This is a genomic window from Mycobacterium sp. UM_11, from assembly GCF_001414075.1.
In the GTDB taxonomy this organism is placed as follows: Bacteria; Actinomycetota; Actinomycetes; order Mycobacteriales; family Mycobacteriaceae; genus Mycobacterium.
Map to the genome: position 1 here is coordinate 1 of NZ_LATC01000152.1, position 7763 is coordinate 7763.

A 7763-nucleotide genomic window follows, 5' to 3' on the forward strand; every position below is an offset into this window, starting at 1 on the left:
GATGTGTATAAGAGACAGCTCGTGCTGGGTGGCGACGAAGCGAGAATGCGCGATCGCGGTGCCGTGCGTGTGAATGATGCCCTTCGGGTCGGAGGTGCTTCCCGATGTGTAGATGACGACCAGGTCGTCGGACGGGCGGACGGTGGATTCGCATGCGCGCAGAAACGCCTCGGGCACCGGTTCCGGCCACCTGGAAGGCCATTTCCGATCGGTGTCGCCAAGGGCGAAGACGTTGCGTAACTGAGGTACTCGTTCGATGGCGAGGGGCTCGTTGCCTACCGAAGGATCACCTGTGGCCTCCGTAATCCGGGCCAGCATGTCCTTGCCGAGCAGCGAGTCGACCGACAGCAGGGTGTGGATGTCGGCGTCGCGAAGCACCCACCCCAACTCCGGCGGCTGAAAGAAGGTGTTGATCGGCACCGCGACCGCGCCGATCCGCGTGGCCGCCAGGAAGGCGACCGCGAAGTCGGGCCCGTTGGGCGCCAAGATTCCGATCCGAACGCCTTTGGTGATCCCAGCCGCCAGCAGCCGCCGCGCCATCTCGGCGGACCTAATATCGGCTTGCCCGTATGTGATTCGCTCGATCGTCCCCGCACCGGCCGAGCTGACGACGAAGTCGTTGTCGCCGTACGCCGCGACCAGGTCGGCCAGCATCGGCGGGACGACGGGCGCATAGGGCAGCGGGTCGTAGCTGAAGGTTCGTGCGGATTCACCCATGGCGCGTCATTCCACGACCCACCGTGGTTGCCGCTTCTCCGCGAACGCGAGCATCCCTTCCCGGTAGTCGGGATGGGTCAGCTGGTGTTGCAGAACATAGCGGTACGCGACATCGTTGGCCGCGCGCAGCCCGACGTCGAGGCTGCTCCACATCGCCTTAATCGACGCCTGGACCGTCGCCGGCGAGAGTTTCGCGATGTCCAAGGCGATTTCGCGCGCCCGCTGTTGCAGCCGGTCCGCGGGCACGACCTCGTTGATCAGGCCGATCTCGTAGCCCCGCTGCGCGCTGATCCGGCCCTGCTTGGTCATCAGCCCGAGCTGCATCACCATTGACAGCGGCATCCTGCGCAGCAGCACCGCGGGCTCGAGCGCGAACACGTTGCCCACTGCCATATGCGTGTCGATCAGCTCGGCATGCTCGGCCGCGATGATGAGGTCGGCGTCGGCGACCTGGTGCAGGCCGCCGCCGACGACCATCCCGTTGAGGGCGCAGATCACCGGTTTCCACACGTTGTGGTGCAGCCGCGAGCCGGGAACCTTGTTGCGGATGCCGCCCTCGGCCGTTGCCCGGATGTCTTGGCCCGCGGAGAACGCGCGGTCGCCGGCCCCGGTGATGATGGCCACCCGAATGTTGGGGTCCTCCCGCACCCGAGCCCACGCTATGCCGAGTTCGGTGCGGGTCAGGTCGTCGGTGGCGTTGAGCCGCTCCGGTCGGTTGATCGTGATGGTGGCGACCTGTTCGCTGACGTCGAACAGGATTCTCTTCAGTTCCACGACATCCCCTGGCATCGATTCGTAGCAGTAAACACTACATCAGCATCTGTCTTGTCGTTCCACATCGACGTCATGGCATCCACTGCCCACCCGACACCGAAATCAGCTGGCCGGTGACGTGTTTGGCGGCGGGTGAACACAAAAATGCCACCACGCCCGCGACATCCTCCGGTTCCCCGATGTTTCCGGTCAACGTCGTCAGGCGCATCTGCGCCAGCTCGTCCGACGTCTTGCGCGACAACAGCCACGGTGTCGCGGTGGTGCCAACAACGACGGTGTTGACCCGGATGGCGTGGACACCGAGCTGAACGGCCATCAGCCGGCTCAACCCCTCGACGCCGGCCTTGGCGGCCGCATAGGCCGGCGGCCCGGTGCGTACCCCGTGGGCCGACACCGAGCTGACGTTAACAATGGCCCCGCCGCCGTGGGCCACCATCTGCCGTGCGACGACCTGTGCCATCACGAAGGTGCCCTTGAGATTGACGTCGACAATGCGGTCCCAGTCCTCGTCCGTCTGCTCGAGAAACGTTCCGGGCAGCGTCATTCCCGCGTTGTTGACCAAGGCTCGAACGGGCCCGTGCCGCTCCGCCAATCCCTCCAGCGCTTCCTCGACCGCCCCACGGTCGGTGATCGACAGGTTCATCGGGACAAGCAATCCCGCCCTCGCCTCGTCTGTATCGTTCGCGCGTCCAATGGCCTTCGCATTCACATCGATCGCCGCGACCCGGTGTCCGCCGCAAATCAGTGCGGCCACAATGGATTCCCCGATGCCTCGCGCTCCCCCGGTGACCACCGCGAGGGGACGTGAGTCACCCGACACGCTGCTCACTCCCCCGCCCCGGTCCGGCAGCCGTGCCGGCGCGCTCGATCCCGGCGATCGAGGGCCGCACAAGCTCCACGGATTCGGTCATCAGTTGCGACAAGTCACCCTGGCCACCGGCGGCGACCCATGAATCGATCGCGGCGCGGTTGGCGGCGTTGATGAGAGCGGCGGCCAGCCGGGGGCGCAAGTCCGCTTGGACGTCGCTCCCCAGCCAGCGCGCGACCTCGGTGGTGAGCTGATCGATCCAGTCCTCGTTGATCCGCAGCATCGTCGCGCGCAGCGCCGGCAGGCTGTGATACATCCGCGCGCGGACCAGGAACATGTCGGGCTGCTCGACGATCGCCTGCGCCACGGCCGTCGACGTTTCGGCGAGGGCGTCCCACAGGGAGTCGGATCGCGCGGCGCGGAAGCGGCGGATCGCCTCCTGTAGCCGCTCCGCATAGCCGTCGAACAGGATGTCTTCCTTGTTCGCGAAGTGATGAAAGAACGTGCGCGGCGCGACCCCGGCGACCGCCGAAATCTGGTCGACGGTGGTCGCCTCGTAACCCTGGGTGGCGAACAGCTCGATCGCCGCATGGATGAGTGCCTGTCGGTTGCGCAACCCGCGGGCCCGTCGTTGGTCCATGCTCATACCCCTGCCAGCGTGGCGGTTCCGGAGCTCAGGGCGACGGCGTCGCCCTGCAGCGTCCGGAAGCGCACCGAATCTTCGGTTCGCCAGATCTCCGTCCGCAGCGGCGCATCGAGCTTCACCTGCTTAGAGAACCGGCAGGCCAAGGATGTCAGCGACCGCGGATCCCCGTCGCCGATCCGGCCGATCACCGCCCGGGCGGCGAATCCCAGCGTGCACAACCCATGCAGGAATACGTCGTCGAAGCCGTACTTGCGGGCCGCATCCGGGTCGATGTGCAGCTGGTTGCGGTCGCCCGAGAGCCGGTAGAGGGCGGCCTGCTCGGGCCGGACGACGTCGTCGAACACAGCGTCCGGTGGCCCGTCGGGATCCGGTTCGGCAGCGGGCCCACGCTCACCGCCAAATCCCCCCGCACCGAGGACCATGGTTTGGGATTTGGCGACGAACACGGTCCCGTCCTGGTCGGCGCCGCGGCTGGTCAATTCGACGGCGGCGTGTTTGCCCTTGTCCCACACGGCCGACACCTCCGCCTGCACGCACACTTCCCCACTGGCACCGATCGGCCGGCGCATTTCCAGCGACTGCGCCGAGTGCACGATCGGATACGTCCCCAGGTCGAGCACACCGCGCAGGTCCTTGACGGCCCACCAGTTCGCCACCAACGCAAACGTTGGCAGCACATCCGGACCGCAGGCCTCGTTGAGCATCCGCAGCTCGGCCGGCGGGCGGGCGCCCACGCCCAGCGCGTAGAGGATCACGTCAGTGTCGTCCCAGCGAAAGGTGCTCGGCGGCAGTGCAGTTCCGACCGCAGAGTCGAACGGCGCCACGGAACCTCCTACTAGACGGATTGACGATATGTGTTCAATCGTGCAGTATTGTCGCAGTCAGTGCAACTACTTTTCGAAGCGGACAACGGGAGGGACCGACATGAGGTTCGGCGTGTTCATCCTCGGCGACAAGCCCAACCACCTCAGCGAGCGGGAGGTGCTGGCCAACGTGCTGGAGGAGGCGCGCTGGGCGGAGGAACTCGGTTACGACGAGATCTGGCTGGCCGAACACCACTTCTCCCCCTACGGCATGCTCCCGGACCTGCCGCAGGTGGCGACGGCCATCGCCGCGCAGACCGAACGCATCCGCATCGGTACCGCGTGCATGGTGGCGCCCTTCCACGAGCCGATCCAGTTGGCCGAACGGATCGCCTTGGTCGACGTCCTGTCCGGCGGGCGCTTCGACGCCGGCTTCGGGCGCGGCTATCAGGCCCACGAGTTCAAGGGCTTCGGCATCTCGATGGAGGAGGCCACCGGGCGATACCAAGAGTGCGTGGAAATCGTCAGCCGCCTCCTGACCGAAGAAAGCGTCAGCTTCCAGGGCAAGTACTTCCAGGTCCAGGACGTCACGATTTACCCGCGGCCCGCGCAACAGCCGATCCCCGTGTGGGGCACCGTGATGAAGACGCCGTCGAGCTTCGAGTGGCTCGCCGAGAAGGGTTTCGGCGCGATCATCGGCAACCCCTATCAGGTCGACCCGGATTTGCAGGGGGCCCTGGACATCTACCTGAAGGTGCAATCCGAAAAAGGGCTCGACGCGGCCACCGGTAACGTGTGGGCGCTGCTCAATGCCTTCTGCCACCAGGACGACGCATTCGCCCGCAGTTACCCGCGTGAGAGTGTCGAGCTCTCCATTCAGACCCATCGCAAGTACTCGAGCCCGTTCGAGCGCGGCGGGGAGATACCGGCCGACTACAAGGCCTACTCGGACTGGTTCGACAAGCACGACAAGCAGAGCTACGAACAGGTCCTGAATTCCCACCTCACGCTGATGGGTGACCCGGACCGCATCATCGGCAAGATGCGCACGGTCATCGACATGGGCTGGCGGAACATCATTTTGCGCATGTCGCGCGGCGGCGCCATGGACCGCACGAAGGTATACGAGTCGATGAAGCTGTTCGCCCAAGAGGTGATCCCTGCGGCGACCGAACTCGCGGCAGCCGCGGCTTGAGTCAGCAACTCGCCGGCCGCATCCGCGCGGTGCTCGACCTCGACCCGCGGGCGCCCGCGATCGAGTATGAGAGCCGGTGGGTGGATTGGCAGGCATTGTCAGACGTGGCCGCGGGCGTTCAAAGCTGTTTGACATCAGCCCGTTTGGGTCCGAGCGCCCCCGTCGGCCTGGTGCTGCGCAATCATCCCGCGATGGTCGGGGCCCTGCTCGGCGTGCTGCTGACCGACGGTTGCGTAGTCACGATCAATCCGGCACAGGGCGACGCCGGGCTCTGCGCGGACATCCGCGGGCTGCGGTTGCCCGCGGTGGTGGGGGTGCAGACCGATTGGGAGCGTCCAGGAATCGTCGACGCCGCCGCCGGGGCCCTGGGTGTTGCGCTGTCAAATGACATGGCCGGCGCCACCCTGGTGGCCGGGCTGGAACATCCCGGACCGGGCCCCTTCCGCCCGCCCGGTGACGGCATCGCCGTCGAGATGCTGACGAGTGGCACCACCGGCCCGCCCAAGCGGATACCGCTGTCCTACAGCTCCTTTGAGCACACCATCGCGGCGGCGAGCGCGCATTACCGTGCTGGCGCCGGGCAGGACCCGGAACCGAGACTGCATTCGGGCATCGCCATCGTCTCCTCGCCGCTGGTGCATATGTCCGGGCTGTTCCGCACGCTGATGAACATCTGCGAGGGACGAAAGATCGCGCTCCTGGAGCGATTCAGGGTTCCCGACTTCGTGGATTTGCTACTCCGGCACCGACCGAAGGCCGTGAGCCTGGTGCCGTCGGCGATGGCGATGGTGCTCGACGCCGGGGTGGATCCGGAAGCGTTCTCGAGCGTCGAGGTGGTGACCTCGGGCACCGCACATCTGCCGGTCGACGTCCAGACGAGGTTCGAGTGCCGCTACGGCGTCGCGGTGCTGCCATCCTACGGGGCAACGGAATTCGCCGGCGGGGTGGCCGGTTGGAACCTCGCTCTGCACCGGCAATGGGCGACCGCCAAACGCGGAAGCGTGGGGCGCCCGCAACGCGGCCGGGAGATCCGAGTCATGTCCCTCGAGGACGACACCGAGATGCCGCCCGGCGAGCAGGGCCGCATCGAGGTTCGCACCGAAGGTGGGGACTGGGTGCGGACCACCGACCTGGGCCGGGTTGACGCCGACGGGTTTGTGTTCATCGACGGCCGCACGGACGACGTCATCATCCGCGGCGGTTTCAAGGTCAATCCGGGCGAGATCGTCGGCGTGCTCCGTAACCATCCGGCTGTCCGCGATGCTGGGGTCACCGGCCTGCCCGATGAACGGCTCGGCCGGGTGCCGGTCGCGGCGGTCGAGTTGACCGACGGCGGCCACGCCACGGCGGACGAGCTGCTCGCGTACGTGCGTGAACGATTGAGCCGTTACTACGTCCCGGCCCGCCTGATCATCGTCGAGGAGTTGCCCCGCACGCCGTCGCTTAAGGTCAGCCAACCCGCGCTGCGCGAACTCTTCGAAGGGACAGCAAGTTGACGACACGTGGTGTGGCCGCCATTGCCGGTGTGGCCGATGAGGTTTCGGCGAGCGGGGTGATCGACGTTCCGCTGCGCGAGCTCGAGGCGCGCGTGATCACCGCCGCCCTGGCCGACGCGGGCCTGTCGCTACGTGACGTCGACGGGCTGTGCACCTGCACCGGCGGAACGCTCATGCACTCGGTCGAGCTCGCCGAGTACCTGGGGATAGCGCCACGCTTCACCGACGCGACGCAGACCGGCGGCGCCAGCTACGGGTTGTACGTCGAGCACGCCGCCGCGGCAATCGCGGCCGGCGAGGCGGAGACGGTGGTGATCGTCTATGCGTCGACGCCGCGCGCCGCGCGCAAGCGTGGCGAAAAGGGCCTCGGGGTCTTCGCCACCCCCGAGCGGCTGGAATGGGAGACGCCGTTCGGGGTGATGCTGCCGATCAGCGCCTACGCGCTGGCGGCCAATCGGCACATGGCGACCTACGGGACGACGCCCGAGCAGCTGGCGCAGATCGCCGTCGACACCCGGCGGTGGGCGGCAATGAACGAGCGGGCTCACCTGCGCGAGGCGATCAGCGTGCGGGACGTCCTTGAGTCCGGCTTCGTCGCCGAACCGCTGCACAAGCTGGAGTGCTGCCTGGTCACCGACGGCGCCGCGGCGCTGGTAGTCACCAGCGCCGAGCGTGCCCGCGACCTGGCCAGGCCGCCGGCATTCGTCCTGGGTGCGGCGTCTGCGGCCTCGCACGCGATGATCTCCCAAATGCCCGATCTCACCGTCACGCCCGGGGCGGTGGCCGGGCCGGCCGCCTTCCGCGCCGCGGGCCTCACCCCGGCCGACATCGACGTGGTCGAGCTATACGACTCCTTCACGATCACGGTGTTGCTGGCGCTCGAAGACTTGGGCTTCTGCGGCAAGGGCGAAGGGGGTCCGTTTGTCGAGGACGGCGCATTGGGACCCGGAGGGTCCCTGCCCGGTCAGACCTCCGGCGGCGGGCTCTCCTACACCCACCCCGGCGCGTTCGGGGCCTTCCTGCTCGTCGAGGCAACGCGCCAGTTGCGCGGCGAAAGCGGCGAACGGCAGGTTTCGGACGCGAAAACGGCTGTGGCACATGGCACCGGCGGGGTGCTCTCGGCCACCTCGACGGTCATCTTGGGAACGGAGGCGACGCTGTGACCGATACGCTGCCGGTCCCGGAGCCCAGCCCGGTGTCCGCGCCCTTCTGGGACGCGGCCCGGCGGCGCGAGTTGACGGTCCAACGATGCGAATCGTGCGCGCGGCTCGTCTGGTACCCACGGTTCGTCTGCCCGCACTGCGGCGGCTCATCGCTGGTGTGG

General features: G+C 67.3%; 9 protein-coding genes. 4 read left to right on the forward strand and 5 right to left on the reverse strand.

Features of this window, described 5'->3' with window-relative positions:
* The 5 genes from WU80_RS23280 to WU80_RS23300 all read right to left on the reverse strand — a co-directional run.
* On the reverse strand, positions 1-717 hold a 717-nt coding region (locus WU80_RS23280; protein ID WP_156371834.1), incomplete at its 3' end, for an AMP-binding protein.
* Positions 718-723: 6 nt separating this feature from the next.
* Positions 724-1491 carry an enoyl-CoA hydratase-related protein gene (locus WU80_RS23285; protein WP_055405063.1) on the reverse strand — a complete coding sequence of 256 codons (768 nt, stop codon included), beginning with the start codon at positions 1489-1491 and terminating at the stop codon, positions 724-726.
* Positions 1492-1561: 70 nt separating this feature from the next.
* Positions 1562-2320, reverse strand: coding sequence for an SDR family NAD(P)-dependent oxidoreductase (locus tag WU80_RS23290; protein WP_369808568.1), 759 nt, complete (start codon positions 2318-2320; stop codon positions 1562-1564).
* On the reverse strand, positions 2301-2939 hold the full coding sequence (locus tag WU80_RS23295) for a TetR/AcrR family transcriptional regulator (RefSeq protein WP_055405062.1): 639 nt from the start codon (positions 2937-2939) through the stop codon (positions 2301-2303). The genes WU80_RS23290 and WU80_RS23295 overlap by 20 nt, the downstream gene beginning before the upstream one ends.
* A 2-nt stretch (positions 2940-2941) precedes the next feature.
* Positions 2942-3769 carry a MaoC/PaaZ C-terminal domain-containing protein gene (locus WU80_RS23300; protein ID WP_055405061.1) on the reverse strand — a complete coding sequence of 276 codons (828 nt, stop codon included), beginning with the start codon at positions 3767-3769 and terminating at the stop codon, positions 2942-2944.
* 100 nt (positions 3770-3869) lie between these two features.
* Between WU80_RS23300 and WU80_RS23305 the strand changes: the two genes are divergently transcribed.
* The 4 genes from WU80_RS23305 to WU80_RS25640 form a co-directional block, all read left to right on the forward strand.
* Positions 3870-4943 carry an LLM class flavin-dependent oxidoreductase gene (locus WU80_RS23305; protein WP_055405060.1) on the forward strand — a complete coding sequence of 358 codons (1074 nt, stop codon included), beginning with the start codon at positions 3870-3872 and terminating at the stop codon, positions 4941-4943.
* The gene (locus WU80_RS23310) at positions 4940-6439 is read left to right on the forward strand and encodes a class I adenylate-forming enzyme family protein (RefSeq protein WP_231633896.1); all 1500 of its coding nucleotides are present in this window, start codon (positions 4940-4942) and stop codon (positions 6437-6439) included. The genes WU80_RS23305 and WU80_RS23310 overlap by 4 nt, the downstream gene beginning before the upstream one ends.
* A complete protein-coding gene (locus tag WU80_RS23315; RefSeq protein ID WP_055405059.1) occupies positions 6436-7602 on the forward strand; it encodes an acetyl-CoA acetyltransferase in 1167 nt (388 codons plus the stop codon). The genes WU80_RS23310 and WU80_RS23315 overlap by 4 nt, the downstream gene beginning before the upstream one ends.
* 32 nt (positions 7603-7634) lie before the next feature.
* On the forward strand, positions 7635-7763 hold a 129-nt coding region (locus WU80_RS25640), incomplete at its 3' end, for a Zn-ribbon domain-containing OB-fold protein (RefSeq protein ID WP_231633897.1).

Excerpts from the sequence above, each read along its gene's own strand:
- WU80_RS23295 (WP_055405062.1), bottom strand. The coding sequence starts at position 2,939 with ATGGACCAACGACGGGCCCGCGGGTTGCGCAACCGACAGGCACTCATC.
- WU80_RS23305 (WP_055405060.1), top strand. The coding sequence starts at position 3,870 with ATGAGGTTCGGCGTGTTCATCCTCGGCGACAAGCCCAACCACCTCAGC.